The organism is Streptomyces ficellus (assembly GCF_009739905.1).
Lineage (GTDB): Bacteria > Actinomycetota > Actinomycetes > Streptomycetales > Streptomycetaceae > Streptomyces > Streptomyces ficellus_A.
Window position 1 is genome coordinate 4,377,621 of record NZ_CP034279.1, and the last position, 25,115, is coordinate 4,402,735.

Here is a 25,115-nt window from a genome sequence, read left to right on the forward strand (position 1 = left end):
CTCGCCGGGTCGGCACACGTCATCCAGGAGCAGTAATGCACGGCCACGGCCACGCACCGCCCCAGCCAGGGCGTACCGCCGACGGCACGCTGGTCGTCCTGCGCACGCTCTTCGTGGCCCTCACCGTGCTGAGCTGCGGCTTCCTCGCCTGGACGCCGCTGCTGCGGCTCGCCGTCGTCACCCGCAGGGCCCTCGACTGGATCCTGTTCTGCGTCGTGACGCTGTCCGCCATCGGCATGTTCGCCTTCCTGGTGGCGGCCACCCCGACCGACGAGAACCAGGAGATCAGCGACGGGGCGGCGATCGCCTTCCTGACCTGGACGGTGATCACCATCCTCGGCGTCACCGTCTACTACCTGATCGCCGAGATCCGGCACTACGGGAGCGCCACCGCCGGGCCCGCCCCGCTCTACGGCGCGCCGCGGCCCACCGGTTACGGCTACCCGCCCGCCGCACCGCCGCAGCAGACCCGGCCGCAGCACACCCAGCCGCACCAGCCGCCGCACCACCAGACCCAGCCCCAGCATCCGACCCCGCCGCCCCAGCCGCCCCACCAGCCGCAACAGGCGCCCCACCAGCCCCACCAGACGCCCCCTCCCGCCCCGAAGCCCACGCCCCAGCGCATCGACCAGGTGCGCGCCGAGCTCGACGAGCTCAGCGACCTCCTGCGCAGCGAACCGCGCGACCGCGACCCCCGGGACGAGGGCCGGTGAACGGACGGGTCATCGCCGGGCGGTACGAACTGTCCACCGTCATCGGCCAGGGCGGCATGGGGCAGGTCTGGACCGCCTACGACGGGCGGCTCGACCGCCGGGTCGCCGTCAAGCTGCTGCGCCCCGACCGCATGGCCGCCGCCACCGCCGCGGAGGAGATGCGCCGCCGGTTCGTCCGCGAGTGCCGCGTCACCGCCCAGGTCTCCCACCCCGGCCTGGTCACCGTGCACGACGCGGGCAGTGACGGCGACGACCTGTTCCTGGTCATGCAGTACGTGGAGGGCGCCGACCTCGCCGACCACCTCGCCGAGCACGACCCCTACCCGTGGCAGTGGGCGGTGTCCGTCGCCGCCCAGCTGTGCGCCGTGCTCGCCGCCGTCCACGCGGTGCCGATCGTCCACCGCGACCTCAAGCCGCGGAACGTCATGGTGAAGCCCGACGGCACGGTCACCGTCCTCGACCTGGGCGTCGCGTCCGTCATCGACACCGACACCACCCGCCTCACGCACACCGGCTCGCCCATCGGCAGCCCCGCCTACATGGCGCCCGAGCAGGCCATGGGCGGCGCCGTCGGCCCGTACACCGACCTGTACGCGCTCGGCGCGCTGCTCCACGAACTCCTCAGCGGCCAGGTGCCCTTCGCCGGCTCGACCGCCCTCGGCGTCCTGCACCGGCACCTGTACGAGCCGCCGCTGCCCGTGCGCCAGCTGCGCCCGGAGATCCCCGACGCGCTCGAAGCCCTGGTCCTGCGGCTGCTCGCCAAGGACCCGCAGGCCCGCCCGTCCGGCGCGCAGGAGGTCTACGAGGCCCTCGTCCCGCTGCTGCCCGCCCGCGGTGCGACCACCGGGCCGCTCGACCCGACCCGGCCCTTCGTCCGCCCGCACGCCCCGTGGCCCGACCGGGTCACCACGCCCGCGCCCGTACCGCCGCCGCCCACCGCGCCGCCCCCGGTGTCCCGGCCCGACGTGGCCGCCGCCGTCGAGGAGGTGAAACGGCTGCTCGGCGAGGGCAGCATCACCCAGGCCGTCGACCTCCTCGGCTCGATCCTCCCGGCGGCCGCCGCCGAGCACGGCGAACACTCCCCGGTGGTCCGGATCCTGCGCAAGCAGTACGCGACGACGCTGATGGACGACGGCCAGTACCGGCGCGCCCTGCCCGAGCTGCGGCGCCTCGCCGACGACCGCGAGGCCGAGGCAGGACCGGCCGACCCGCAGGCGCTGCAGTTCCGGTACGACGCCGCGCTGTGCCTGGAGCAGCTCGGCGAGACGGCCGCCGCGCTCGCCGAGTACCGCGCGGTGCTCCCGTACTACGCCGGCAGCCAGTCCGCCGGCACCGACCAGGGCGGCCGAGCCTTCGACATCCGGCACCGCATCGGGCACCTGCTGCTCGCCATGGGCGACCACACGGCGGCCCACCAGCAGCTCCAGAACCTGCTGTACGACACGGAGCGGGTGTACGGGCCGTACCACCCGCTCCCGGCCGAGCTGCGCCGCGCGCTGGACCGCCAGCAGCGCATGCGCGGGCTATGAGGCCGTGGCCGCCCGGCAGTAGACCGAGTCGGCGATCCGGCCCAGGCCGGTGAGGCCCGGCGGGCGGGGGCCGGCGTCCGGGCCGAGGACGACGACCGCCCCGGGCGCCGCCAGGTCGCGCACGGCCGCCAGGTCGTGGTCGCCGTTCACCACGAGCACGCCGTAGCGGCGGTCGGCGATCCGCTCCCGCACGGCCGCGTCGCCGAAGCCGCCCCGCGCGATGCGCACCGCGTCCGCCGCCCCCGCCCCGCCGCCCAGCGCCAGGTTGCCGCGCACCACGTCCTCCCGGGCGGGCGGGCCGTCCAGCGGGTCGACGACCGTCAGCCGCGCCTCGACACCGCCGCGCCGCAGCATCCGTTGCAGCCCGGCGCCGAACAGCCCGTGCAGGGTGCCGATCTCCAGGACGTCGCCGTTGGGCGGGGCGAGCAGCGGGACGGCCGCCAGCCGGCCGCACACGTCGGAGACCGTGCCGGGCAGGCCGCCCGCCCCGAGCGCCTCCAGCGCCACGAGGTGGCGGTAGGCGACGGTCACGTCGTGCCGGGTCCGCTCGCCGTCGCCGCCGGTGACGGCGCGCACCTCCCGGACGAGAACGTCGACCTGGGTCGCGGTGGGCATCCGGTGCCCGTCGCGACCGGCCCGGTCGAGCAGCAGCCCGAGGCCGTAGCTCTGGCGGCGCAGGTCGGCGACCGCGTGGTGCAGGGCGTCGAGGTCGGTCTGGAACGCGGAGGTGGCACGCTCCATGCGCTGCTCGACCAGGGCGAAGGCCGGGCGCAGGACCCGCTTCGCCAGCCGGTTGCTCAGAAGAGAGGGCATGCGCGGCAAGCTACGCCGCGGGGACCACCGCCCGGGTCACGTCACGGTGGTGCGGCGGTGAAGTCTTGGTGGCGCGCAGGCGTCGGGCGGTGCCCGCGGCCACCAGCGCGACGAGCGCCACGGCCGCCGCGGCCGCCCCCGCCCGCAGCCCCGGCGGGCGGAACGCGCACGCCACGGACGTCTTCCGGCCGCTCACCGCCACGGCGACCAGCCGCCGTACGACCCGGCGGGCCGCCCCTCGCAGCGCCAGCCCGCGATCCGGGGCGCCGCGAGGACGGCGGTGCCCCGGGCGCCCGGCGGAAGGTCGGCGCGCACGCCGTCGCCGGTGACGTGCACCGCCACCGCGCGGTGCGCCCGCGCCGCCGAGGCGCGCCGTCCCGGTGAAGTCCGGCGCCCACAGGTGGACGTCGGTGCCGACCGGGCACGTGCCGTCGGCGGGCAGGTCGTAGACGCGGGCGCCGAGCAGCAGTTCCTGGTCGCGGAACGGCGAGGCCCCGTAGCGGGGTTCCGGGCCATCCGGACGGACCGTCACCAGGGGCAGCGCGCCTTCGAGTACGAGAACGTCCCGCGTGAGCGCGGCCGCTCGGCATGGACGTTCGGAAAGCTCCACTCCTGCTGGTGTCCCTGGCCGGCGCGTACGCCGCCTGGATCGTCGGTGCCGCCCTGGTGAACGGGGTCGACACCCCCGGTTATGTCACCCTGCTGGTGACGGTCACGGCACTCGCCGGGGTGCAGATGGTGATGCTGGGACTCGTCGGGGAGTATGTGGGCCGTATCTACTACGAGGTGAAACGCCGCCCGCACTTCCTGGTGAAGGCGACCAACACGCCCGTACCGCACCACCGACCCCGTGGGGAGCTCGTACGCCGATGACCGTCCGCGGCCAGATCGTCAGGTTCGCGCTGGTGGGCGTGGTGAACACCGCCACGTACTACTGCTTCTACCTGCTGTTCCTGGCCGTGGGCCTGCCCTATGTGGCCGCCCACGTCGTCGCCTTCCTGCTCTCCATGACCGGGTCGTTCTTCCTGAACTGCCGTTTCACCTACCGGACCCGCCCCACCTGGCGGAAGTTCCTGCTGTTCCCGCTGACCAACGCCGCCAACTTCGTGATCACCACGAGCGGCGTGTGGCTCCTGGTGGACGTGGCCGGCTTCTCCAGCCGCTGGGCCCCACTGGTGGCCGCCGCGGCGGCCATCCCGATCACGTTCGTCGTCTCGCGGACGATCATGCTCCGGCCCGAGACTCCCCGGACCCGTGACTCGTTGATCGAAGCAGTCGCCTCGAAGTAGTGGCCCGAGCCACCTTCACTGCCTACCATCGATCACCGCAAGGTCGTTCACACTGACGCACGACCCACGCCGGGAGGCTCCTTTGCACCGCCTGCATCGCCGCCGTCGCACCGCGCTCTCCGTCTCCGCCGCGCTCATCGCCGCGGCACCCCTCCTGGCCGCCTGCGGAAGCGACACCCACCCGGGCGCCGCGGCCGTCGTCGACGGCGACCGGATCGAGGTGGCCGCCCTCCAGGCCCAGGTCAGGGACGTACGCAGCGCCCAGGAGGCGTCCCCGCAGGCGAAGCAGCTGATCGAGGCCACCGGCGACCTGAACCGCCAGAAGCTGAACGGCCTGATCTTCGACCGGGTGGTGGAGAAGGTCGCCGCCGACGAGGGGATCACCGTCAGCCGCAAGGAGGTCCAGGAGACCCGGCGGGCCGCGGCCGCCGAGAGCGGCGGCGAGGAGCAGCTCGCCGCGATGCTGCTCCAGCAGCAGGGCGTCGCGCCCGACGAGATCGACGGCGTGGTGCGGCGCAACGTGCTGATGAACAAGGTCGCCGCGAAGCTGGGCGCGGGGAACACCCCGGAGGGGCAGCAGAAGCTGACCCAGGTCTTCGCCGCGGCGTCCAAGGCACTCGACATCGATGTGAACCCGCGGTACGGCACGTGGGACAACGACAAGATCCAGCTCGGCGAGTACAGCGCACCCTGGCTCCGCCGGTCGAGCGGGCAGCAGCAGATGTAGGTTCGAGGGGTGAACGCCGACAGCCCCGACACCCCCGACACCTCCTCCGCAGACGGCCCCGGCGCGTCCGGCGCCCCCGGCCGCGTCGTCCTGCTGACCGCCAGCCACCGCGTGGCACCCGGGCTGCTGTCCTGGTCCGCGTGGCGGACGCTGCACGACGCCGACCGCGTCCTGTGCGCCGACGACGCGCACCCCCAGCTGCCGTACCTGCGCGAGGCGGGCGTCACCGTGGAGATCGCCGCGCCCACCGCGCGGGAGCTGGTCGACGCCTGCGCCGGGGGCCGCACGGTCGTCGTGGTGGCGGCCGGCGAGGGCGACGGCGCCCTGACGGACGGGCTGGCCCGGCTGGCGGGCTCCGGCCGGGTCGCGATGCCCGACCTGGAGCTGCTGCCCGGTTCGTACGACCTGCCGGGGGCCCGGCTGCTGGACCTCGTCGAGGTGATGGACCGCATCCGCCGCGAGTGCCCCTGGTCGTCCCGGCAGACGCACGAGGGCCTGGCCAAGTACGGCATCGAGGAGGCGTACGAGCTCGTCGAGGCCATCGAGGACGGCGACCGCGACGAGCTGCGCGAGGAGCTGGGGGACGTCCTGCTCCAGGTGGTGTTCCACGCCCGGATCGCCGAGGAGCACGAGGAGGAGCCGTTCTCCGTCGACGACGTGGCAGGCACGATCGTCGAGAAGCTCATCCACCGCCACCCGCACGTCTTCGGCGAGGAGCGCGCCGAGACGCCGGAGGAGGTCAAGGAGCACTGGCTGCGGACCAAGGCGATCGAGAAGCGGCGCGCGTCGGTCACCGACGGGGTCCCGCTCGGCCAGCCGGGCCTCGCGCTGGCCGCCAAGCTCGCGAGCCGGGTTCGCACCGCCGGTCTGGACGTCGCCCTCCCGGCCGGCGACGGCATCGGCTACGAGCTGCTCGCCCTCGCCGTACGCGCGGAGGCGGACGGTGTCGACCCGGAGGCCGCCCTGCGCGCGGCGGGCCGCGCCTACCGCGACGCCATCCGCACGGCCGAGGCGGCGGGGCAGCCGTCCTGACGGGTTAACGTCGGGGGCGTGAGCGACCCGAACACCCCGCCCGAACTCTTCACCTGGGAGTTCGCGACCGACCCGTACCCCGCCTACGCCTGGCTGCGCGAGCACGCGCCCGTGCACCGCACCAGGCTGCCCAGCGGGGTCGAGGCCTGGCTGGTGACGCGGTACGCGGACGCCCGGCAGGCGCTGGCCGACCAGCGGCTGAGCAAGAACCCCGCCCATCACGACGAGCCCGCGCACGCCAAGGGCAAGACCGGCATCCCCGGCGAGCGCAAGGCCGAGCTGATGACGCACCTGCTCAACATCGACCCGCCGGACCACACCCGGCTGCGCCGGCTGGTGTCCAAGGCGTTCACACCGCGGCGCGTCGCCGAGTTCGCCCCGCGCGTGCAGGAGCTGACCGACGGGCTGATCGACAACTTCGTCACAAAGGGGAGCGCGGACCTCATCCACGACTTCGCCTTCCCGCTCCCCATTTACGCCATTTGCGACATGCTGGGCGTGCCGCGCGAGGACCAGGACGACTTCCGCGACTGGGCCGGGATGATGATCCGGCACGGGGGAGGCCCGCGGGGCGGGGTCGCGCGGTCGGTGAAGAAGATGCGCGGGTACCTCGCCGAGCTGATCCACCGCAAGCGGGACGAACCGGGCGACGACCTCATCTCGGGACTCATCCGGGCCTCCGACCACGGCGAGCACCTCACCGAGAACGAGGCCGCCGCGATGGCGTTCATCCTCCTCTTCGCGGGTTTCGAGACCACCGTGAACCTGATCGGGAACGGGGTGTACGCGCTGCTGCGCAACCCCGGACAGCGCGAGCGCCTCCAGGCGTCCCTGGCCACCGGCGAGCGCGGGCTGCTGGAGACCGGGGTGGAGGAACTGCTGCGCTACGACGGGCCGGTGGAGCTGGCGACGTGGCGGTTCGCGACCGAGCCGCTCACCCTCGGCGGCGAGCGGATCGCCGCCGGCGACCCCGTGCTCGTCGTCCTCGCCGCGGCCGACCGGGACCCGGAGCGGTTCGGCGAGCCGGACACGCTCGACCTGGCGCGGCGCGACAACCAGCACCTGGGGTACGGGCACGGCATCCACTACTGCCTCGGCGCGCCGCTCGCCCGGCTGGAGGGGCAGACCGCGCTCGCCACGCTGCTGACCCGGTTGCCCGATCTGAGCCTTGCGGTGGATCCGGCCGATTTGCGGTGGCGTGGTGGGCTCATTATGCGTGGACTGCGTACGCTCCCCGTCGAGTTCACCCCTTTTGGGGCCGATATCCACTGACGGTGCGTCAGGTCTGTGATATTCGCGTGATCTGTAGTGCATCGACTTGTGACTGACGTTCGAATGCCGCTACGTTCACCGTCACCTCAGCAGTCACGCGAAAGGCAGCACCGCATGCGCTCCGGGAACGGCCGGCACCGACGACCCCGTCAAGCCCCCGCCATCGTCGTCGCGGCAGGGGTGACCGGATCCGCCATCGCGCTCCCGCTGCTCGGCGCGGGCTCCGCGTCGGCGGCCGACGCCGCCACGTGGGACCGCGTCGCCGAGTGCGAGTCCGGCGGCATGTGGAGCGCCGACCTCGGCAACGGCTTCTACGGCGGCCTCCAGATGTCCCAGGAGACCTGGGAGTCGTACGGCGGCCTCACCCACGCCGCACGCCCCGACCTCGCCAGCCGCACCGCCCAGATCGCCGTCGCCGAGAAGGTGTACGCGGCGACCGGCGTCAAGGCGTGGGAGACCTGCGCGCCCATCGCCGGGCTCGGCGGCGCCGCCGGGTCCACCACGGCCGACCCCACCGCGCCGTCCGCCGGCGCCACCGAGGCGGCTCCCGAGGCGTCCGACCCGACCGAGACGCTCGAGGGCCCGGACGCGCCCGCGGCCCCGCGGCCGTCGGACGACCCGGTCGGGTCGCTCCTGCCCGGGCAGCCCGAACCCTCGGCGCCCGCCACCCCGCAGAGCCCCGCGCCCGGCACCGGCAAGCACCGTGGCGAGGCCGCCAAGGAAGAGACGCCGGGCACGGAGCCCGCCGCCCCCGCCACCCCCGGCGCCCCGGCCTCCAGCACGCCCGCCACGCCCGCCGAGCCCGCCGCTCCGGCCGCCTCCGGGGACGGCAGCACCGCCACCCCCACCGCGCCCACCGAGCCCGGCAATTCGGGCAACGGCCGCGAAGCGGACGGCCACCCCTCGCGGGGCGACGGCGCTTCGCGCGACCCGGGCAGCGTCGAGCCCGGCGCGTACACGGTGCGCCCCGGCGACAACCTCTGGACCATCGCGGACGAGAACGAGGTCCCGGGCGGCTGGCCGGCGCTCTACGAGGCCAACAAGGACGCCGTCGGCGGCGACCCGGACCTCATCGTCCCCGGTCAGAGCCTGGAACTGACGGCGGATCAGCCGTAAGTATCAGACTGTATGTCCGCTTCTGCGCCAGTGAGATATGAATCTCTTCGGCCTCGTTGGCGCAGAGCGGTGGACCGAATCGCACAATCCGCCCTTCACCTGCGTAAACGCCCGTCAAGGCGAGGTCTGTAAGGGCTGATTGACCCGGATGTCCGTCTTTGAACTTCGGGGACGTCTGTGTCTACGGTCGTGACCGCTCGCCACCGCGGGCCCCATCGACCGGAACGCCGAATCCTGCCGCCGGCCGACGGGAACAGTCGTCGCGTCACGCGCCGAAGGCAGGAGCGGGGGACCCAAGGTAAGTGCCGGGCCCGGGCCATGGAGACATGGCGCGGAACCGGCTTGGGGTGAAGCCGCGCGCACGGAAGGTGCCGCGCGGCCGGGCAGCTCACGCCCGAACCCGACAGCTCACCTCGCAGGCGTCGGTGAGGAGATGTCCCATGCTGTTTTCCGGCAAGGCCAAGCACCGTCGCCCCTCCAAGGCCGTCCGATTCGCCGCGTTCGCCGGCATCACCGGTGCCGCCGTCGCCGCCCCGCTGATGGGCGCCACGACCGCCTCCGCCGCCACCACCGCCGAGTGGGACCAGGTCGCGCAGTGCGAGTCCGGCGGCGACTGGTCCATCAACACCGGCAACGGCTACTACGGCGGCCTGCAGTTCTCGGCCTCCACCTGGGCCGCGTACGGCGGCACGGCCTACGCCCAGACGGCCGACCAGGCCTCCAAGGCCCAGCAGATCGAGATCGGCGAGAAGGTCCTCGCGGGCCAGGGCAAGGGTGCCTGGCCGAGCTGCGGCGTCGGCCTGTCCAACGCCGCCAACGACGGCGCCGCCGCCGAGCCCGCCCAGCCGAAGGTGGAGCGCGAGGCCGAGCAGCCCACCACGCGCAGCGAGCAGCGCACCGCGCCGAAGGCCGAGGAGAAGGCCGCGCCGAAGACCGTCACCACCCCGACCGGCAAGAAGGTCGAGAAGGGCGACGGCGAGTACAAGGTGAAGGCCGGCGACACCCTCAGCACCATCGCCGCCGACAAGAAGGTCGCCGGCGGCTGGGAGAAGCTGTTCGAGCTGAACAAGGACATCGTCGACGACGCCGACCTGATCTACGTGGGCCAGCAGCTCCACCTGAGCTGACCCCCGGCGGGACCACCCCGGCCCGGCGCGTCCTTCCCCCGCGCGCCGGGCCGGGGCTTTTCCGCGACCGGCCCGGCCGGGCCCACCGGCCCGAGCGGCCCAACTGGGGCGCACCCCTGAGCGGGCCCCCGCACACCGAGGCTACCGGCCGGTAAGTTTCGCGGTGTTCTGTCCGTAATGCGGCCTGGTGAACGCTTTTTCGTCCCAGGAGGCGGGCGTCGGCCGGTACCGGCTCCCCGGCCGGTTAGGCTCTTGCCGCAAGGCCAAAGAGACCCTGCACCGCACGCGTCACATTTTGCGTCACATCCCAGAAGGAGATGCTCGTGCCGTCCATCGACGTCGTCGTAGCCCGGGAAATCCTGGACTCCCGAGGCAACCCCACGGTCGAGGTCGAGGTCGGCCTCGACGACGGCAGCACCGGCCGTGCTGCCGTCCCGTCCGGTGCCTCCACCGGAGCGTTCGAGGCCCTCGAGCTCCGCGACGGTGACAAGGACCGCTACCTCGGCAAGGGTGTCGAGAAGGCCGTCCTCGCCGTCATCGAGCAGATCGGCCCGGAGCTCGTCGGCTACGACGCCACCGAGCAGCGGCTGATCGACCAGGCGATGTTCGACCTGGACGCCACGCCGGACAAGTCGTCGCTCGGCGCCAACGCCATCCTCGGCGTCTCCCTCGCCGTCGCGCACGCCGCCTCCGAGGCGTCCGACCTGCCGCTCTTCCGCTACCTCGGCGGCCCGAACGCGCACCTGCTGCCCGTTCCGATGATGAACATCCTCAACGGCGGCTCGCACGCCGACTCCAACGTGGACATCCAGGAGTTCATGATCGCGCCGATCGGCGCCGAGTCCTTCTCCGAGGCCCTGCGCTGGGGCGCCGAGGTCTACCACACCCTGAAGAAGGTCCTGAAGGAGAAGGGCCTCTCCACGGGCCTGGGCGACGAGGGCGGCTTCGCCCCGAACCTCGACTCCAACCGCGCCGCCCTCGACCTCATCCTCGAGGCCATCAAGCAGGCCGGCTACGCCCCGGGCAAGGACATCGCCCTGGCGCTCGACGTCGCCGCGTCCGAGTTCTACAAGGACGGCTCGTACGAGTTCGAGGGCAAGTCCCGCTCGGCCGCCGAGATGACGGACTACTACGCCGAGCTGGTCGAGGCGTACCCGCTGGTCTCCATCGAGGACCCGCTGTTCGAGGACGACTGGGACGGCTGGAAGACCATCACCGACAAGCTGGGCGCCAAGGTCCAGCTCGTGGGCGACGACCTGTTCGTCACCAACCCGGAGCGCCTGGCCCGCGGCATCGACGAGAACGCCGCCAACGCGCTGCTGGTCAAGGTCAACCAGATCGGTTCGCTCACCGAGACCCTGGACGCCGTCGAGCTGGCCCAGCGCAACGGCTTCAAGTGCATGATGTCGCACCGCTCCGGCGAGACCGAGGACGTCACCATCGCCGACCTGGCCGTCGCCACCAACTGCGGCCAGATCAAGACCGGCGCCCCGGCCCGCTCCGAGCGCGTCGCCAAGTACAACCAGCTGCTGCGCATCGAGGAGATCCTCGACGACGCGGCCGTGTACGCGGGCCGCTCGGCCTTCCCGCGCTTCAAGGGCTGATCTTCCGCGGCAGCCTCCGTACGTCCCCGGCCACGGTCCCGTACCGTGTCCGGGGACGTACGTACGTAACGGGCAAGGGGAGGCGGGTACAACACATGGCCCGGGACCGGTTCTCCACCGCGACCAGGCTGCGGCTGCTCGGCGAGCAGACCGCCGCCCGTGTCTACCGCTCCCAGACCCGCCGGCAGGCCCGCCGCTCCCGGCTCACCGGCCGCGCGGCGTTCCTCGCGCTGGTCGTCTGCTCCCTGGTCGTCGCCCTGGCCTACCCGATGCGCCAATGGGTGTCCCAGCGCGCCGAGATCGCCGACCAGGAACGGCTGGCGGCCGAGGCGAGCGAACGCGTCGAACGGCTGCGCGACGAGAAGGCCCGGCTGCGGGACGACGCGTACGTCAAGCGCCTGGCCCGCGAGCACCTGCACTACGTACTCCCCGGGGAGACCGGATACACGGTCATCGACCCCGACGCGGTGCGCCAGCGCCGCACCGACCAGGGCGCGGCCGACCGCCCCTGGTACTCCAACCTCTGGGACGGCGTGGACACCGCCGACCGCACCGACCGCAAGTAGAACCCAAGGCAGGCATGGAAACGCCCCCTCCGCAGACCGAACGCACCGAGCCCACCGAGGCGGACGTCGCGGCGTTCAAGGAACAGCTCGGCCGTCCGCCGCGCGGCCTGCGCGCCATCGCGCACCGCTGCCCGTGCGGCAACCCCGACGTGGTGGAGACCGCGCCGCGGCTCCCGGACGGTACGCCGTTCCCGACGACGTACTACCTCACCTGCCCGCGCGCGGCCTCCGCGATCGGCACGCTGGAGGCGAACGGCGTCATGAAGGAGATGACCGAGCGGCTCCAGGCCGACCCGGAGCTCGCCGCCGCCTACCGCGCCGCGCACGAGGACTACATCGCCCGCCGTGACGCCATCGAGGTCCTGGAGGGCTTCCCCAGCGCCGGCGGCATGCCGGACCGCGTGAAGTGCCTGCACGTCCTGGTCGGCCACTCGCTGGCGGCCGGTCCCGGCGTGAACCCGCTGGGCGACGAGGCGATCGCGATGCTGCCGGAGTGGTGGGCCAAGGGCCCCTGCGTCACGGCCCACCGGGACGAGGAGGCCGGCGCGTGACCCGCGTCGCCGCCGTCGACTGCGGTACGAACTCCATCCGCCTCCTGGTCGCCGACGTCGACCCCGCCACCGGCGAAGTCACCGACCTCGACCGCCGGATGACGATCGTGCGGCTCGGCCAGGACGTCGACCGCACCGGACGGCTCGCGCCCGAGGCGCTGGAGCGCACCTTCGCCGCGTGCCGCGAGTACGCCGCCGTGGTCGAGGAGTACGGGGCGAAGCGGCTGCGGTTCGTGGCGACGTCGGCCTCGCGCGACGCCGAGAACCGCGACGACTTCGTCCGGGGCGTGGTGGACATCCTGGGCGTGGAGCCCGAGGTGATCAGCGGTGACCAGGAGGCGGAGTTCTCCTTCACCGGCGCGACGAACGAGCTGGAGCACTCCTTTGGCGGCGAGTACCTGGTCGTCGACATCGGCGGCGGGTCCACCGAGTTCGTGGTCGGCCGCACCCACGCGCGGGCGGCCCGGTCGGTCGACATCGGCTGCGTACGGCTGACCGAGCGTCATGTGCGCAGCGACCCGCCCTCCGCGGCGGAGGTGGCGGCGATCCGCGCCGACATCGAGGCGGCGCTGGACCTTGCGGAGGAGTCGGTCCCGCTGCGGGAGGCGGAGACGCTCGTCGGGCTGGCCGGTTCGGTGACCACGGTCGCCGCGATCGCCCTGGGGCTCACCGCGTACGACTCGGCCGCGATCCACCGGTCGCGGATCTCCTACGAGCAGGTCGCCGAGGTCACCGAGCGGCTGCTGGCGGCGACGCACGACGAGCGCGCCGCCGTCCCGGTGATGCACCCGGGCCGGGTGGACGTCATCGTCGCCGGAGCGCTGGTCCTGCGGGCCGTGATGGAGCGCACCGGGGCCCGCGAGGTGGTCGTCTCCGAACACGACATTCTGGACGGAATCGCCCTGTCGCTGGTCTGATCCGGGCGCCCCGGACGACCCGTGGGGCGGCCTGTCGGACAGTCCGTCGGGAAAGTTCGTGAAGTTCTTCACAAGAGAAAGGGCCCTGAGGGGGGTCGGAGAGGGCCGCAAAGGCCTCCGGAGCCCCTTACAGGGCCCTTTCGCAGGTGTGGACGCCATCCTCGTCTGTGTTTCGCAGGCGTGAACTCCGGTGGCGCTCCACGGTTAAAAGGTGCTCGCCGTCCCAGTTCAACGGGGGTGAACAACGTGTTCCGATACACCGTGGTTCCCCTGCGGCGCCATGACCTCGGTCACGCGGGCCGCGCAGTGTAGCAGAGGTCTCCCCGGACCTTGTGAAGGGGCGCACGAGCGACCCCCCTCCACCGGGTGGATACTCGATGGCATGAGCACCACGGAGCGTCCCAGGATCCTCGTAGTAGGCGGTGGGTACGTAGGCCTGTACGCAGCTCGGCGCATTCTCAAGAAGATGCGCTACGGCGAGGCGACCGTCACGGTCGTCGACCCCCGGTCGTACATGACCTACCAGCCCTTCCTGCCCGAAGCCGCCGCCGGCAGCATCTCGCCGCGGCACGTCGTCGTCCCGCTGCGACGCGTGCTGCCCAAGGCCGAGGTACTCACCGGCCGGGTCACCACCATCGACCAGGACCGCAAGGTCGCCACGATCTCGCCGCTCGTCGGCGAGGCGTACGAGCTGCCCTTCGACTACCTGGTGATCGCGCTCGGCGCGGTCTCCCGCACCTTCCCGATCCCCGGCCTCGCCGAGCAGGGCATCGGCATGAAGGGCATCGAGGAGGCCATCGGCCTGCGCAACCACGTTCTCGAGCAGCTCGACAAGGCCGACTCGACGACCGACGAGGAGGTCCGCCGCAAGGCGCTGACCTTCGTCTTCGTGGGCGGCGGCTTCGCCGGCGCGGAGACCATCGGCGAGGTCGAGGACCTGGCCCGCGACGCCGCGAAGTACTACAAGAACGTGAAGCGCGAGGACATGCGCTTCATCCTGGTCGACGCCGCGGACAAGATCCTCCCCGAGGTCGGCCCCAAGCTCGGCAAGTACGGCAAGGAGCACCTGGAGGGCCGTGGGGTCGAGGTCTACCTCTCCACGTCCATGGACTCCTGCGTCGACGGCCACGTGGTGCTGAAGAACGGCCTCGAGGTCGACTCCAACACCATCGTGTGGACCGCCGGTGTGAAGCCGAACCCTGCGCTCGCCCGCTACGGCCTGCCGCTCGGCCCCCGCGGCCACGTGGACTGCGAGCCCACCCTCCAGGTCAACGGCACCGACTACATCTGGGCCGCCGGCGACAACGCCCAGGTCCCGGACCTCGTCGGCCGCAAGGCCGGCAACCCCAACGCCTGGTGCCCGCCGAACGCCCAGCACGCGCTGCGCCAGGCCCGGGTCCTCGGCGACAACGTGATCTCCGGCATGCGGGGCTTCCCGCAGAAGGAGTACAGCCACGCCAACAAGGGTGCGGTCGCCGGTCTCGGCCTGCACAAGGGCGTCGCGATGATCGTCATGGGCAAGGTGAAGATCAAGCTCAAGGGCCGTCTCGCCTGGTACATGCACCGCGGCTACCACGGCATGGCCATGCCGACCTGGAACCGCAAGATCCGCGTCTTCGCGGACTGGACGCTCGCCATGTTCCTCAAGCGCGAGGTCGTCTCGCTCGGCGCCATCGAGTCGCCGCGCGAGGAGTTCTACGAGGCCGCCAAGCCCGCCCCGGCCGCCGCCTCGGCGTCGAAGCCGGAGAAGGCCAAGGCCTCCTGACCCGACGACCCCCGGGTTCCTGAACCGAAGGGGCCGCCCGCCATCCGTGGTGCGGGCGGCCCCTTCGGCATGCCCGGCACCCGGCGGCGCCTCCGGTGGACTGAGGGGGCGTCAGCGGACGCGCTGCGGGCGGACGGCACGCATTTCGCCGTCGTATTGCTTCGTTTCGGGACTGCGTACCCGCGCCCCGGATGTTTTCGTGGTGGTGAGCATTTCTGGGCTTCCTCATCACGGAGGTGTGCACCATGGCCGACGCCGCGTCGCGGCTCACCACGCTCGCCGAGGACCTGCTGGGCGTGGAGCTCCCCGTCAGGATCCGCGCCTGGGACGGCAGCGAAGCGGGGCCGCCCGGTGCGCCCGTCCTCGTCGTACGCCACCGCCGGGCGCTGCGGCGGCTGGTGTGGCGCCCGGGGGAGCTGGGACTGGTCCGGGCGTGGGTGGCGGGCGAGCTCGACGTGGAGGGCGACCTGTACGACGCCCTCGACCGGCTCGCCGGCCTCGTCTGGGAGCGCGGCGCGGGCAGCCCGGGCGCCGTGCGCGCCGCCCGGGCCGTACGCGCGGCACAGGCGCTGCGCGCGGTGCGCGACCCCCGGCTGCACGCCGCCGCCCGGTCCCTGCTCCGGCTCGCCGGGCCGTGGCCGCCGCCCCCGCCGCCCGTCGAGGAGGTCAGACGCCGCACCGGCCCCCTCCACACCAGACGGCGCGACCGGGCGGCCATCAGCCACCACTACGACGTCGGCAACGACTTCTACGGGCTGATCCTCGGCCCCTCCATGGTCTACTCGTGCGCCTACTGGGACGAGGAGGACGGCACCCTCGAAGAGGCGCAGTCCGCCAAGCTCGACCTCATCTGCGCCAAGCTCGCCCTCGCCGAGGGCGACCGGCTCCTCGACGTCGGCTGCGGCTGGGGCTCGATGGCCGTCCACGCCGCCCGCGATTACGGCGCCCGGGTCGTCGGCGTCACCCTCTCGACCGAGCAGGCCGCCTACGCCCGCAAACGCGTCGCCGGCGAGGGCCTCACCGACCTGGTGGAGATCCGCGTCCAGGACTACCGGGACGTCAGGGACGGGCCGTACGACGCGATCTCGTCCATCGGCATGGCCGAGCACGTCGGGCGGGTCCGCTTCCAGGAGTACGCCGACCACCTGTACGCCCTGCTGGGGCCCGGCGGCCGGCTGCTGAACCACCAGATCTCCCGCCGCCCCGAGAAGAACGAAGCCGCCTACCACGTCGACGAGTTCATCGACCGGTACGTCTTCCCCGACGGCGAGCTCGCGCCCGTCGGGCGCACCACCGCCGCCCTGGAGGACGCCGGGTTCGAGGTCCGCGACGTCGAGGCGATCCGCGAGCACTACGCGCTCACCCTGCGGCGCTGGGTGGCCAACCTGGAGGCGGGCCGGTCCGAGGCCGAGCGGCTCACCTCCCCCGGCCGCGTCCGCGTCTGGCACCTCTACATGGCCGCCTGCGCCGTCGCCTTCGAGCGCAACCGCATCGGCGTCAACCAGGTCCTCGCCGTGCGGACGCCCGGCGACGGGGCCTCCGGCATGCCGCTGCGCCCGCGGACGTGGAACGAGCGCCGCGAGCGCTGACACGACCAGGGCCGGGCCCCCGCGAAGGGGAACCCGGCCCTGGCCGTCGTACGAGCCGGCCGCGGCTACTCGGTCTTGATGGCGTTGAGCATGTTCAGCCGCGCCGCGCTGCGGGCCGGCCACATCGCGGCCAGGACGCCCACCAGGCCGGCCAGGAGCAGGAAGATCCCGATCCGGTCCCACGGGATGACCAGCGCGTAGCCCGGCAGCTCCGCCTTGATGGTCTGGCCGATCGCCCAGCCCAGGAACGAGCCGAGACCGATGCCGACCACCGCGCCGAAGAGCGAGATGACCACGGCCTCCAGGCGCACCATCCGCTTCACCCGGCGCCGGTCCAGGCCGATCGCCCGCAGCATGCCGATCTCCTGCTGCCGCTCGAACACCGACATGGCCAGGGTGTTGACGACACCCAGGACCGCGATGATCAGCGCCATCGCCAGCAGGCCGTACATGATGTTCAGCATCATGTTGATCATCCCGCCGAACTGGTCGCGGATGTCCTGCTTGTCCATCACGTTGATCGCCGGGTTCTCACCCAGGGCGCCGACCAGCGCCTTCTCGTTCGCCGCGGTCTCGCCGCCGTCCATGGTCACGAAGATCTGCTGGATGGACGGCCTCACCTCGTGCGGGGCGACGACCCTGGTGTCGACCAGCACCGGCGACAGGAACTCGGTGTCCTTGTACACCGCGCCGACGGTCAGCCTGCCCTTCTTGTCGTCGGAGTACGTGACCGGCAGGGTCTCGCCGACCTTCCAGCCCTGCTTGGTGGCCGTCTTCTCGGCGACCGCCACCTGTCCCCGGCCGAGCGAGTCCAGCGAACCGTTCACCAGCTCGACGTTCAGGACCTTCTCGACGTCACCCGGGGTGATCGCCGATGCCGAGACGAACTCGTCGCCGAGCTCGAAGTACGCGGCCGACTGCGGCGACACGGCCGTGGCGCCCGGCGCCTTCTCCAGCGCGGTCAGCGCCGACTTGTCGAGGTGGCCGCCGCTGGCCATGACGACCATGTAGTCGGCCTTGATCTGGTCCGTGGTCATCTTGTCCAGCGCCGTGCCGACCGTCACGCCCAGCACCGACAGCCCGGTGACCAGGGTCAGGCCGATGGCCAGGGCGGAGGCGGTGGCGCCGGTGCGGCGCGGGTTGCGCACCGCGTTCTGGCCGGCCAGCTTGCCGGCGACCCCGAAGGCGCCGACCAGCAGCGGCCGGACCAGGGCGATGACGGGGCGGGACAGCAGCGGGATCAGGACGATCACGCCGATCAGCGCCAGGAACGCGCCACCGGCGATGGTCCACCGGCCGTCGGAACCGGCCGCGGCACCCCACACGATCAGGGCCGCGCCGATGGCGGTGATGGCGGCACCGATGGAGTTGCGCACCACCAGCGACTTGGTGGTCGCGATCGCGTGCACGCTGCTCATCGCGGCGACCGGCGGGATCTTCGCGGCGCGGCGGCCGGGCAGCCAGGCGGCGAACATCGTGATCAGCACGCCGACGCCGAGGGCGGCGAGCAACGGGGTCACGCCGACGATCAGCGGCCCGTCCGGGACCTTCATGCCGAACGAGGCCATCCCGGACCGCAGCGCGACCGCCAGGCCGATCCCGAGGACGAAGCCGACCACGGAGGCCACCAGGCCGACCACACCGGCCTCGGCCAGCACCGAGCGCGTGATCTGCTTGCGGGAGGCGCCCACGGCGCGCATCAGCGCCAGTTCCTTGGTGCGCTGGGCGACCAGCATGGTGAAAGTGTTGGAGATCAGGAAGACACCGACGAAGAGCGCGATGCCGGCGAAGCCGAGCAGCATCTGGTTGAGGCCGCTCAGTCCCTCCTCGATCTGCCGCGACTGCTCGGCGGCGAGCGCGGCGCCCGTCGTGGCGTCGGAGTTCTCCGGGACCAGCGGCTTCACCGCGTCGAGGATCCGGTCGTCGTCCGCGCCGGGCGCGGCGGTGGCGGTGAGGCTCGTGAAGTAGCCGGGCTTCAGGTACAGCGACTGCGCGACGGAGGTGTCGAAGAGGACGAGGCTGCCGCCCGCGTTGACGGCGCCGTCGTCGGTGGTGAAGACGCCCGCGAGCGTGTACTCCTTGACCGGCCCGTTCGTGGCGACCCGCACCCGGTCGCCGACCTGGTACTCACCGGTGGTGGCGGTGTCCTTGTCCAGGGCGATCTGGTCGTCCTTCACCGGGCCGGAGCCCTCGGTGAAGGTGTAGGCGCCGTCCTTGCCGTTCTCGCCGGGGGCGAAGTTGGAGCCCTTGTTGGACCAGCCGACGCCGATGAGCTTGCCGCCCGGGTCGGCGACCCCGGCGAAGCCCTCGACCCGTCCGGTCACGGAGGCGACCCCGTCCAGCTTCCCGATCTTGTCGAGCGTCGCCTGCGAGAGGCCGGGTTCCTGCTTGGGGTCGTCGGCGTCGGCGTACGAGGTGACGGCGACCGCGACGTCGTCGTAGCTCTTGGCCTGCTGGTTGCGGAAGGCGTTGGACAGGGTGTCGGTGAAGACCAGGGTGCCGGAGACGAACGCCACGCCGAGCATGACGGCGAGCACGGTCATCAGCAGCCTGGCCTTGTGCGCGAGCACATTGCGCAAGGCGGTACGGAACATGAGGTGTGAGTCCTGGGGTGAAGAGGGACCGGCGGTCGGCCGCCGAGGGCGTCGGTCCGGGGCGGGCGCCCCGGCGGGGCGTCAGCTCGTACGGCCCTTGGCGTCGAACTCCTTCATGCGGTCCAGCACGCCGTCCGCGGTGGGCCGCAGCATCTCGTCGACGATCCGCCCGTCCGCGAGGAAGATCACGCGGTCGGCGTAGGAGGCGGCCACCGGGTCGTGGGTGACCATGACGACGGTCTGCCCGAGTTCGCGGACCGAGTTGCGCAGGAAGCCCAGCACCTCGGCGCCGGAGCGGGAGTCGAGGTTTCCGGTCGGCTCGTCACCGAAGATGATCTCGGGCCGGGAGGCCAGCGCGCGGGCCACGGCGACGCGCTGCTGCTGGCCGCCGGAGAGCTGCGCGGGCCGGTGGCCCAGCCGGCCGGACAGGCCCACCATGTCGATGACCTTGCCCACCCACTCCTTGTCGGGCTTGCGGCCCGCGATGTCCATGGGGAGCGTGATGTTCTCCTGCGCGGTCAGCGTCGGCAGCAGGTTGAACGCCTGGAAGATGAAGCCGATCTTGTCCCGGCGCAGCTGCGTGAGCTGCTTGTCCTTGAGGGAGCCCAGCTCGGTGTCGCCGATGCGCACCGAACCGCCGCTGAAGGTGTCCAGCCCGGCCACGCAGTGCATCAGCGTCGACTTGCCGGAACCCGAGGGGCCCATGATCGCGGTGAACTCGCCCTGGTGGAAGTCCACCGTGACCCGGTCCAGGGCGACCACCTGGGTCTCGCCCTGTCCGTAGACCTTGGACAGATCCGTGGCGCGGGCGGCTACCGCGGTGGCGCGGTAAGCGGTGGGGGTGGTGGTCACGAGGGGGCTCCTGTCGGGGACTGTTCTTCGAGGACCCCTCCATCGTCGGCGCCCGCCACCCCCCGGGGCGTCCCTCCGCAAGCCCGTTCCCGAGGCAGCCTGGAGTCGGACCGCGGCGCCTGCGGCTCCTCCCCAGGTATGACGGCACCCCTGAGAAGGTGCCGGTTCACCGCCGGGTGACACCAGGCGGCGACTTTCCGTCATTCCTTTGCGTATGTCTTTGCGCACGCGAGCCGTGGGAGTCTGCCGGGGAACGCCGCCGACCAGCGCTGACGCGGCCTCAGACGTCAATAAAATAAGACAACATCGGGCCATCGTTCCGCTGTTCGGGGGACGGGCCCCGATAGGCTCATGTGCCAACGAGGAGCCGCGGGGTAACGCCCGGATGGTGGAATGCAGACACGGCGAGCTTAAACCTCGCTGGCCTTCGGGCCGTACCGGTTCGAGTCCGGTTCCGGGCACTCCCGACCTTCCCGGCGGGAGCGGTCCCACAAAAAACCGGACGACCGGCAGGATTCAGCCGGACACCAGTGTGACAGGAGGGAAAGATCCTCCCCGAGCACTAGGGTGTTTCTTTTGCTTGCCCATTACTCTTGTCCTAAGGCCGCGCACGGCGGCCATGGAGGAGTGAGATGAGGAGCAGCAACCCGGTCTTCTCGCGACGGGGGTTCAGCCGCGACAACGGCTATGCGGGCTTCAACGCGCAGCAGCCGCAGGCCGGGGGCCCCGCCGCTGGAACCGCCCCGTACGCGACGAACCCGTACGCGACCAACCCGTACGCGCAGGACGCCCAGCTCGGCGCCCCCGCACAGGCCCCGGCGCGCCCGGGTGCGATGACCATCGACGACGTGGTGTCCCGCACCGCGATGACGCTCGGTACGGTCTTCGTCACCGCCACGCTCGCCTGGTTCCTGCTGCCGGTGGACCCGGCGAACCTCGGCAAGTCGTACGGCATCGGCATCGGCGCGGCCCTCGTGGCCTTCGTCTTCGCCATGATCCAGTCCTTCAAGCGCAAGGCGTCCCCGGCGCTGATCCTGCTCTACGCGGCGTTCGAGGGCGTCTTCCTGGGCGTGATCTCCAACGCCGTCTCGACGTACGTCTCGCCCGGCGTCGTCCCGCAGGCGGTGCTCGGCACCATGGCGGTCTTCGCCGGTGTGCTGATCGCGTACAAGATGCGCTGGATCCGCGTCACCCGCCGGTTCTACGGCTTCGTCATGGCGGCTGCCCTGGGCTTCGTCCTGCTGATGGCGGTGAACCTGCTGTTCGCCGTGTTCGGCGGCGGTGACGGCCTCGGCTTCCGCAGCGGGGGCCTCGGCATCCTGTTCGGCGTCATCGGCATCATCCTCGGCGCGTGCTTCCTGGCCCTCGACTTCAAGCAGGTCGAGGACGGCGTCACCTACGGCGCCCCTCGCGAGGAGTCTTGGCTGGCCGCCTTCGGCCTCACCATGACGCTGGTGTGGATCTACCTGGAGTTCCTGCGTCTGCTGTCGATCCTCCAGGGCGACGACTGACCGCCCACCGTCCCTCGTCGAGGACGGTACGAAGGGCCCGTCCGGCATCCGCCGGGCGGGCCCTTCGCCGTGGGTGCGGTGCGACCCGTCAGAGCAGCTTGCGGGCCGCCCGCCTCAGGTCGTACTCGTGGATGATCGCCTTGGCGTGCCCGTAGCTGAGGTCGTGCTCGCCCCGGAGCCAGCTCACCTTCTCCTCGAAACGCACGAGGGAGGGGCCTTCCTCGACGGTGCGGAGCCACTCGGACACTTGCCGGCCTGTGCAATGGGGAATGCGGGAGAGCAGATTGCGATGGGTCTCTTCGGAGAAGACTTGGGACATCGGCGCCTCCGGACGCTTTGCGCGTGTGGTCCTTCACGTCACCGTGCCTGAGCGTTCGCCCGTTGGCAACAGTCCCGTCGGGGCGCATAGGGTCGCGGCGTGCTCGATACGACAGAACTGACCGCCGCCACCGAACGCCTCGCCGACCGGCTGCGGGCCGCGCCGCAGAGCCGCCTCCAGCGGGGCGCGGCGGCCGAGGGGCTGGCCCTGGCCAGGGACTTGGCACTGCGGGCCCAGCGGCTGGAGGCGCCGGACGCACCCCCGCGGACCATGCCGGACGCCGGGGTGTTCGCGGTCGCGGACCAGCTTGTGGTGGCCTGCAACGATCTGGCGGAAATTCTGCGAAGGGGAACGGCCCCGGCCGGCACCCCGCTTCAGCGGGAGCTGGACGAGGCCGTGGCGGCGGTGCGGCGAACGGCCGCTACAGCGACGCTATGACGCGGTCGGCGAGGATGTAGACGTTCTCGGAGTCGGCGCCGCTCCCGCACGAGAAGGTCAGGGCGTACGCGCCGGACACCCCCGAGCCGCCCAGCAGGACGGGCGTCTCGCCCTTGCGCAGCGCGTCCGCCAGCCGCTCGGCGGTCTCCCGGTGGCCGGGCGTCATGCACAGGGTCGTGCCGTCCGCGAAGACGTACACGTCCAGGGTGCCGAGCGGACCCGGCCGGACGTCGGTGAGCGCCGTGCGGGTCTCGGCGAGCTCCTCCAGGCGGCCCACGGTGCGCTCGTGGTCGGTGACGACGGGCGTCTGGACCGGCACGAAGTCGGGGTGCGAGGGGTGCCGGCGGCGGGCCGCGGCCAGCTCGGGGGAGTCCTCGGGGAAGGCGTTGTCGGTGATCCCGGGGATGTCGGGCAGCTCGGCCAGGGCGTCGAGGTCGTCCAGCCCGTCGGCGTACTCCGCGTACTCGGCGCTCAGCTCCATCGCGTCCATCGCCTCCAGGCCCGCGAAGTCCGCCTGGCGCGGTACGAAGAACGGCCCGTCCTCGGCCGGCCCGCCCACGGCGCCACCGAGCCCGCCCAGCAGCGTCCCCGGCCCGTCGGAGGCGTCCCGCGCCTCCTGGGCCGCCCAGAACGCCCGCGCCTCCGCCAGCTCGCGCTCCCGCTCCTCGGCGAGGGCCTCGGCGACGGCCGTGCGTATGTCCTCGGTGGTGCGCGCGTGGGGCACGAGAGGGGCGCGGTCGGCGGTGTTCATGGCGGCGAGTTCCGTGCGCAGGGCGGTGACCTGCTTGCGCAGCCCGTGGGCCGCGTGCAGGGCAGCGGCGCCCACGGCCGTCGCGGCGGCCGTGGTCAGCAGCAGGGCGAGAGACATGGCGCTCACTGACTTACTCCCGGTTTCAATCGATCCCCCGCACTTCCTACATCAGCTTGTCGTGCCCCCGCGCCCCCTGTCAGTGCATTACGTCACGAAATGGACAGGTCTTTTGCCTCGTGGTTTCCCCCGAGATGGGCCGTGACCTGCAAAAACGAATCTCCCCCGGGAGATAGGTCACATCCTGGGGGAGATTCGGTCACGGCTGGGACGCGGAGGTTTCGGCCCGGGGTGAGCCGCGCGCTTGGCTCGGGCGCTTGGGCGCTCGGGCGCTCAGGCGCTGGGGCTGAGCGGCGTCGGCTGAGTGGCTTGGGCTGAGCGGCGTCAGCTCAGGCCCTCGCCTCTTGTGCTCGCGCTCCGCTTCGCTACCGCTGCGGGCAGGTGCCGTCCTCGTTCCTCGGACGACCCCTACCCTCCGCTACAGCTCAGCTCAGCCGCTCGATGACCATCGCCATGCCCTGGCCGCCGCCCACGCACATCGTCTCCAGGCCGAACTGCTTGTCGTGGAACTGGAGGCCGTTGATCAGGGTGCCGGTGATGCGGGCGCCGGTCATGCCGAAGGGGTGGCCGACGGCGATGGCGCCACCGTTGACGTTCAGCTTCTCCAGCGGGATGTCCAGGTCGCGGTAGGACGGGATGACCTGCGCGGCGAACGCCTCGTTGATCTCGACCAGGTCGATGTCGCCGATGGTCAGCCCGGCGCGCTTCAGCGCCTGCTTGCTCGCCTCGACGGGGCCGTAGCCCATGATCTCGGGCGACAGGCCCGAGACGCCCGTGGAGACGATCCGCGCCAGCGGGGTCAGGCCCAGCTCCCGCGCCTTGGTGTCGCTCATGATGACCAGCGCGGCGGCGCCGTCGTTGAGCGGGCAGCAGTTGGCGGCGGTGACCAGGCCGTCGGGGCGGAAGACCGGCTTGAGCCCCTGGACGCCCTCCAGCGTCACGCCCGCCCGCGGGCCGTCGTCCTTGCTGACGACCGTGCCGTCGGGCGTCGTGACCGGGGTGATCTCCCGCTCCCAGAAGCCGTTCTTGATGGCTTCCTCGGCGAGGTTCTGCGAACGGACGCCGAACTCGTCCATGTCCCGGCGCGTGACGCCCTTGAGGCGGGCCAGGTTCTCGGCGGTCTGGCCCATCGCGATGTACGCGTCGGGGATCTGGCCGTCCTCGCGCGGGTCGTGCCAGTCGGTGCCCTCCTGCTCGGCGCGGGCGGCGGTACGGGCCTCGGCCTCGGCGAAGAGCGGGTTGTGGGTGTCGGGCAGGCCGTCGCTGGTGCCCTTCACGGAACGGGACACCATCTCGACGCCGGCGGAGATGAAGACGTCGCCCTCGCCCGCCTTGATGGCGTGCAGGGCCATGCGGGAGGTCTGGAGCGACGAGGAGCAGTACCGGGTGATGGTGCAGCCGGGAAGGTGGTCCATGCCCATCTGCACGGCGACGATACGGCCCAGGTTGTGGCCCTGCTCCCCGCCGGGCAGGCCGCAGCCGAGCATCAGGTCGTCGATGTCGCGGGGGTCGAGCTCGGGCACCTTCGCGAGCGCGGCCTCGATGATCGTGGCGGTCAGGTCGTCCGGCCGCAGGTCCTTCAGGGAGCCCTTGAAGGCCCGGCCGATGGGGGAGCGGGCGGCTGAGACGATCACGGCTTCGGGCATCACGGCTCCAGAGGGGCGAGGGGCAGGACTGAGAGGGAAGTTACCCGTACGTATCGCGTAGGTCATCGGGACGGGCGTGTGATGCGGGCCGCATTTCTAAGCGCTCGCTCAGCTCTCCGCTGCCGGTACCCGCACCCGGCTCCTTCCCGGAACGGGACGTTTCACCCACCGGCCCGCGCACGAAGGGTGCCCCCTGCCGCGCCACACCCCGCCGGACCTCCACCGGCTCGGGCGCCACGGGCGGGCACCCCGGCCGTGCCGCCGAGCGCCAGGCGGC

General features: G+C 72.1%; 24 protein-coding genes, 1 tRNA gene, 1 pseudogene and 1 riboswitch. Of the genes and pseudogenes, 18 read left to right on the plus strand and 8 right to left on the minus strand.

Annotated elements, in window-relative coordinates:
• Positions 1 to 35 precede the first annotated feature (35 nt).
• On the plus strand, positions 36 to 713 hold the full coding sequence (locus EIZ62_RS19620) for a hypothetical protein (RefSeq protein WP_156693954.1): 678 nt from the start codon (positions 36 to 38) through the stop codon (positions 711 to 713).
• Complete coding sequence (locus EIZ62_RS19625; protein WP_156693955.1) at positions 710 to 2,242, plus strand: serine/threonine-protein kinase; 1,533 nt, start codon at positions 710 to 712, stop codon at positions 2,240 to 2,242. Before EIZ62_RS19620 ends, EIZ62_RS19625 begins: the two co-directional genes overlap by 4 nt.
• On the opposite strand, the gene EIZ62_RS19630 is transcribed toward EIZ62_RS19625, so the two are convergent.
• Genes EIZ62_RS19630 through EIZ62_RS32960 form a run of 3 tightly spaced genes read right to left on the minus strand, consistent with a single transcriptional unit; the run spans position 2,237 to position 3,370 of the window.
• Positions 2,237 to 3,055: a class I SAM-dependent methyltransferase gene (locus EIZ62_RS19630; RefSeq protein WP_156693956.1), complete on the minus strand. Its 819-nt coding sequence runs from the start codon at positions 3,053 to 3,055 to the stop codon at positions 2,237 to 2,239. The two genes, EIZ62_RS19625 and EIZ62_RS19630, sit on opposite strands and share 6 nt — an antisense overlap.
• A 10-nt stretch (positions 3,056 to 3,065) precedes the next feature.
• A complete protein-coding gene (locus EIZ62_RS32955; RefSeq protein ID WP_156693957.1) occupies positions 3,066 to 3,251 on the minus strand; it encodes a hypothetical protein in 186 nt (61 codons plus the stop codon).
• Complete coding sequence (locus tag EIZ62_RS32960; protein ID WP_425281832.1) at positions 3,248 to 3,370, minus strand: hypothetical protein; 123 nt, start codon at positions 3,368 to 3,370, stop codon at positions 3,248 to 3,250. The genes EIZ62_RS32955 and EIZ62_RS32960 overlap by 4 nt, the downstream gene beginning before the upstream one ends.
• Positions 3,371 to 3,602: 232 nt before the next feature.
• Here EIZ62_RS32960 and EIZ62_RS19640 point away from each other — a divergent pair.
• The 13 genes and pseudogenes from EIZ62_RS19640 to EIZ62_RS19700 all read left to right on the plus strand — a co-directional run.
• Positions 3,603 to 3,928: pseudogene (locus EIZ62_RS19640) on the plus strand (glycosyltransferase); the annotation flags it as partial.
• Complete coding sequence (locus tag EIZ62_RS19645) at positions 3,925 to 4,344, plus strand: GtrA family protein (protein WP_156693958.1); 420 nt, start codon at positions 3,925 to 3,927, stop codon at positions 4,342 to 4,344. The pseudogene EIZ62_RS19640 and the gene EIZ62_RS19645, both read left to right, overlap by 4 nt.
• 91 nt (positions 4,345 to 4,435) lie before the next feature.
• Positions 4,436 to 5,071, plus strand: a complete 636-nt coding sequence (locus EIZ62_RS19650; RefSeq protein WP_156696496.1) for a SurA N-terminal domain-containing protein — start codon at positions 4,436 to 4,438, stop codon at positions 5,069 to 5,071.
• A gap of 9 nt (positions 5,072 to 5,080) precedes the next feature.
• A complete protein-coding gene (locus tag EIZ62_RS19655; RefSeq protein ID WP_156693959.1) occupies positions 5,081 to 6,103 on the plus strand; it encodes a nucleoside triphosphate pyrophosphohydrolase in 1,023 nt (340 codons plus the stop codon).
• Positions 6,104 to 6,121: 18 nt separating this feature from the next.
• The gene (locus EIZ62_RS19660) at positions 6,122 to 7,375 is read left to right on the plus strand and encodes a cytochrome P450 family protein (RefSeq protein WP_156693960.1); all 1,254 of its coding nucleotides are present in this window, start codon (positions 6,122 to 6,124) and stop codon (positions 7,373 to 7,375) included.
• A gap of 114 nt (positions 7,376 to 7,489) precedes the next feature.
• Entirely contained in the window at positions 7,490 to 8,491 is a 1,002-nt protein-coding gene (locus EIZ62_RS19665; protein WP_156693961.1) for a LysM peptidoglycan-binding domain-containing protein, read from the plus strand.
• A 260-nt stretch (positions 8,492 to 8,751) separates the two neighbouring features.
• Positions 8,752 to 8,928: riboswitch (cyclic di-AMP (ydaO/yuaA leader) on the plus strand.
• Between the two features lie 3 nt (positions 8,929 to 8,931).
• Positions 8,932 to 9,618: a transglycosylase family protein gene (locus tag EIZ62_RS19670; protein WP_156693962.1), complete on the plus strand. Its 687-nt coding sequence runs from the start codon at positions 8,932 to 8,934 to the stop codon at positions 9,616 to 9,618.
• Between the two features lie 323 nt (positions 9,619 to 9,941).
• Positions 9,942 to 11,222 (plus strand): phosphopyruvate hydratase, encoded by a 1,281-nt coding sequence (eno, locus tag EIZ62_RS19675; protein WP_156693963.1) that lies wholly within the window; start codon positions 9,942 to 9,944, stop codon positions 11,220 to 11,222.
• Positions 11,223 to 11,317: 95 nt separating this feature from the next.
• Positions 11,318 to 11,788, plus strand: coding sequence for an FtsB family cell division protein (locus EIZ62_RS19680; protein WP_156693964.1), 471 nt, complete (start codon positions 11,318 to 11,320; stop codon positions 11,786 to 11,788).
• Between the two features lie 14 nt (positions 11,789 to 11,802).
• A complete protein-coding gene (locus EIZ62_RS19685) occupies positions 11,803 to 12,339 on the plus strand; it encodes a DUF501 domain-containing protein (protein ID WP_156693965.1) in 537 nt (178 codons plus the stop codon).
• Positions 12,336 to 13,256: a Ppx/GppA phosphatase family protein gene (locus EIZ62_RS19690; RefSeq protein ID WP_156693966.1), complete on the plus strand. Its 921-nt coding sequence runs from the start codon at positions 12,336 to 12,338 to the stop codon at positions 13,254 to 13,256. The genes EIZ62_RS19685 and EIZ62_RS19690 overlap by 4 nt, the downstream gene beginning before the upstream one ends.
• 382 nt (positions 13,257 to 13,638) lie before the next feature.
• A complete protein-coding gene (locus EIZ62_RS19695; RefSeq protein ID WP_156693967.1) occupies positions 13,639 to 15,021 on the plus strand; it encodes an NAD(P)/FAD-dependent oxidoreductase in 1,383 nt (460 codons plus the stop codon).
• Positions 15,022 to 15,266: 245 nt separating this feature from the next.
• Positions 15,267 to 16,610 carry an SAM-dependent methyltransferase gene (locus EIZ62_RS19700; protein ID WP_156693968.1) on the plus strand — a complete coding sequence of 448 codons (1,344 nt, stop codon included), beginning with the start codon at positions 15,267 to 15,269 and terminating at the stop codon, positions 16,608 to 16,610.
• Between the two features lie 65 nt (positions 16,611 to 16,675).
• Here EIZ62_RS19700 and EIZ62_RS19705 read toward each other — a convergent pair whose 3' ends face one another.
• On the minus strand, positions 16,676 to 19,204 hold the full coding sequence (locus tag EIZ62_RS19705) for an ABC transporter permease (RefSeq protein ID WP_156693969.1): 2,529 nt from the start codon (positions 19,202 to 19,204) through the stop codon (positions 16,676 to 16,678).
• Between the two features lie 81 nt (positions 19,205 to 19,285).
• Positions 19,286 to 20,056 carry an ABC transporter ATP-binding protein gene (locus EIZ62_RS19710; protein ID WP_156693970.1) on the minus strand — a complete coding sequence of 257 codons (771 nt, stop codon included), beginning with the start codon at positions 20,054 to 20,056 and terminating at the stop codon, positions 19,286 to 19,288.
• Between the two features lie 379 nt (positions 20,057 to 20,435).
• Between EIZ62_RS19710 and EIZ62_RS19715 the strand changes: the two genes are divergently transcribed.
• Together EIZ62_RS19715 and EIZ62_RS19720 are read left to right on the plus strand one after the other, a co-directional pair.
• A tRNA-Leu gene (locus EIZ62_RS19715) sits at positions 20,436 to 20,517 on the plus strand.
• A 171-nt stretch (positions 20,518 to 20,688) separates the two neighbouring features.
• Positions 20,689 to 21,567 (plus strand): Bax inhibitor-1/YccA family protein, encoded by an 879-nt coding sequence (locus EIZ62_RS19720; RefSeq protein ID WP_156693971.1) that lies wholly within the window; start codon positions 20,689 to 20,691, stop codon positions 21,565 to 21,567.
• Positions 21,568 to 21,655: 88 nt separating this feature from the next.
• On the opposite strand, the gene EIZ62_RS19725 is transcribed toward EIZ62_RS19720, so the two are convergent.
• Positions 21,656 to 21,886 carry a DUF4287 domain-containing protein gene (locus tag EIZ62_RS19725; RefSeq protein ID WP_156693972.1) on the minus strand — a complete coding sequence of 77 codons (231 nt, stop codon included), beginning with the start codon at positions 21,884 to 21,886 and terminating at the stop codon, positions 21,656 to 21,658.
• A gap of 99 nt (positions 21,887 to 21,985) precedes the next feature.
• Between EIZ62_RS19725 and EIZ62_RS19730 the strand changes: the two genes are divergently transcribed.
• Positions 21,986 to 22,324 (plus strand): hypothetical protein, encoded by a 339-nt coding sequence (locus tag EIZ62_RS19730; protein ID WP_156693973.1) that lies wholly within the window; start codon positions 21,986 to 21,988, stop codon positions 22,322 to 22,324.
• On the opposite strand, the gene EIZ62_RS19735 is transcribed toward EIZ62_RS19730, so the two are convergent.
• A complete protein-coding gene (locus EIZ62_RS19735; RefSeq protein WP_208828232.1) occupies positions 22,308 to 23,192 on the minus strand; it encodes a hypothetical protein in 885 nt (294 codons plus the stop codon). The two genes, EIZ62_RS19730 and EIZ62_RS19735, sit on opposite strands and share 17 nt — an antisense overlap.
• 425 nt (positions 23,193 to 23,617) lie before the next feature.
• A complete protein-coding gene (locus EIZ62_RS19740; RefSeq protein WP_156693975.1) occupies positions 23,618 to 24,838 on the minus strand; it encodes an acetyl-CoA C-acetyltransferase in 1,221 nt (406 codons plus the stop codon).
• Positions 24,839 to 25,115 lie beyond the last annotated feature (277 nt).